Annotated in this window: 1 protein-coding gene; it reads right to left on the bottom strand. The window is 31.2% G+C overall.

Going from position 1 to position 2844, the window contains the following annotated elements:
• Nucleotides 1-2683, bottom strand: a 2683-nt coding sequence (locus BR82_RS16505; protein WP_051592861.1) for a glucosaminidase domain-containing protein, incomplete at its 3' end; no start/stop codon positions are given.
• Nucleotides 2684-2844: the final 161 nt, after the last annotated feature.

Below are 2844 nucleotides of genomic sequence, written 5' to 3'. Positions count from 1 at the left end.
TAATCGTTGCTGTTCCTGCACTTTTAGCTGTAATCTTTCCAGTACTGCTTACTGTTGCCACACTGCTGTTACTTGTTGTCCATGTTAGTGTTTTATTTGTAACATTTTCAGGAGTAATAGTGGCTATAAGATTTTCACTACTACTAACATAAAGATTTAAGCTCGTTTTATTAAGTGATACGCTTACTGGTTCATTGCTTTGAACTAGTCTAAACATAACTGCTTCTATTTGTCTATTTCCTGAAGTATCACCGCTATTTTCACCTTGATTAGTCCATTCTGTCCAACCAAGATTAGATAAATAAGTACGATATTGTAAAATATATCCAGAATTATTATCCGTTAAAACAGCATTAATTGCTTGTAATGGTAATGATTCTCCTTCTGTTCCATTGATTGTTTCATCATTAACATTATTTCTCGTTACCCAACCATTTACTTTATCATAGGTTTTTATAGTTAATTGATAATTATCTAAATTATCAATTCCAATTTTAAACGCTTCTAATGATAATGATTCTCCGATAGTTCCTGCAGTCTCACTATCTCCAACATAATCCAGCCAGCCTTTTTCACTAACATGTGCCTGGTAATAAATTGATGGGCTATAAACAATAGAACTATCTTTTACTAGTCTAAAGTCAATTGCTTGAATATTCTTTCCAACTGTTCCAGCATTATTTCCTTGATCAGTCCATGCCTGCCAGCCAATATCCGCACTATGAACTCGATATTGTAATTTATATCCTGCTTGATTAGTTAAATTAAAATTAACTAATTGTAATGCTGAATTTGCATTTCCAATAACAGTAGAAGAAGTGATCTTATCATAATTCAGCCATGAACCATTGCTGTATACTTGCCCTGATAATACTGCTGACTTAACTGCATTTTTTAAATTTATCTTGATTTGATATAAGTCTAACGAGCGTCCTGTAGTTCCTGCTGTATTAGGCTCATTTACTTCATCTAACCAGCCAACACTTTGACTATTGGCTGAATAATATAAAGTTGGTTCACTATCACCTTTACCTGTTGGCTGCCCTGTAGTATTTTCGGTATTTGCTTTACTGCTTGATGAATCACTACCTGTACATACTATTGTCACACTTGATTTTGGAATATATCCATAATCTTTATCAAAATCATATTCTGATTGACTTGGATCTTGAATTATCCCCGTACGATCACTATTTACTGCTCCATCAGATTGGATTTTATAATAGTTGTTTTTATCTCCATTTTTTAAAACAATAAATGGATAATTTGAAGGTGCATAACTACTATATGTACTTTTAGAACTTACAGGATATGTGGAATATAATGGTTTTGAACCACTATTTGCATCACTTTTTATGTTAATAACTGAATGATTATTATTTAATGTATCTTTTATTGCAATCGTATATTTTGATGCATCTTTTGAACCTAAATACTCATCAATCCGCCAACAAATAGCAGCTCCTTTTTCTCCCCAATATGGATCCGAAGCATATTTAACATTTAAACCACTTGCTTTATCACCTAAATTAGCTCCATAATAACGGCTATCAGTTACAGGATCTAAATAACCTTTAGATATAAACATTGCGGAATGATAATATACACTATATTCAACAGAAGAATAGCCATTTGCGCTTCCGTTTGGGTCACTGTCATATGCAGCATGACCAAATAAATTATTCTTCTGAGCTGCAATATTACTACAACCCCATGCACTTTCATTTGCGGCTACTGCCAACATTAATAATGCATTTGTCCCATATTTATTTTGATTCGAAATAAAACATTCTCCTAAATTTCTTAATTTAGAAGTCCTTCCATATGAATTTTCAGAAGCACCAACTAATGCTGATATAGCCTTATTCAATTCATCTGCACTATATGTAGTTATACTACGATGGGATAAATATTGATAATAATTATAATATGGTGAAGAACTATTAACAGCATTTGTTCTTCTGTTGTTTCGATAATCATTAAGCATTTTAGCATAGCTTGCTGCTGTACTGCCTTCATAAAAATAATGACCATCATAACTATAATAATCATAGCCCTCTTTTAAATACGATGGTGCCGTTCCTGCATTCAATGATGAGCTATAACTGCTATTTGATAAATTTGTAGAAATTCCATGATATAATTTACCATTCTTTACATAATACTTACTTAATGTATTAACTTTAGAATCAGTATAATTTAATACCTCTACTTTATTAACATCAACCCAGCCAATTACACCTGCCTGCATAAATTTAACTTTTGTAGGATTTGTTTCATTATCATATCCCAAAAAAGCACCATCAGCAGCATAATAGCCATTTGTATAGCCTTCTCTGTTTGTGCCATCTTCATAATATGAAGTATTAGTACTAGCAGAGCTATAAATTCTAAAATTAACTACAGCTGTAGATGAGTTAGTAATTCTTTCAATACTACGACTTTGAACTTTTTTAGAGTTATTACTCTTAGGCATATTTTCTTCAACATCATCTAGCAAATATACATTACCATTTTCATCCATCGTAGTTACAACTTCATCATCTTTTAATGTATCACCAGCAACAAATTCTTCATCTTTTGTATTTTCTTCAGCTGATACATTATTTAATGGCATACTAATTGAAAAACTCATAGTTAAAACAACTAATGAGATAAATAATCCTTTTAATTTTTTGTTCATCATCAACCTCCTCTTATTATCCCAGTAAAATTATAGCATATTAACTCAAAATTACTAGTTAAACCATATTTTGAGTTTCGTTATTTTGCATGTTTTTCAAGTGCCTTTTTAAAAATGATTAATATTTATATCTAACTTCATAATTTTTCTCACCTGTTTTT

It is taken from the genome of Thomasclavelia saccharogumia DSM 17460, from assembly GCF_000686665.1.
GTDB lineage: Bacteria > Bacillota_I > Bacilli_A > Erysipelotrichales > Coprobacillaceae > Thomasclavelia > Thomasclavelia saccharogumia.
This window is presented reverse-complemented; position numbering and strand designations above follow the sequence as displayed.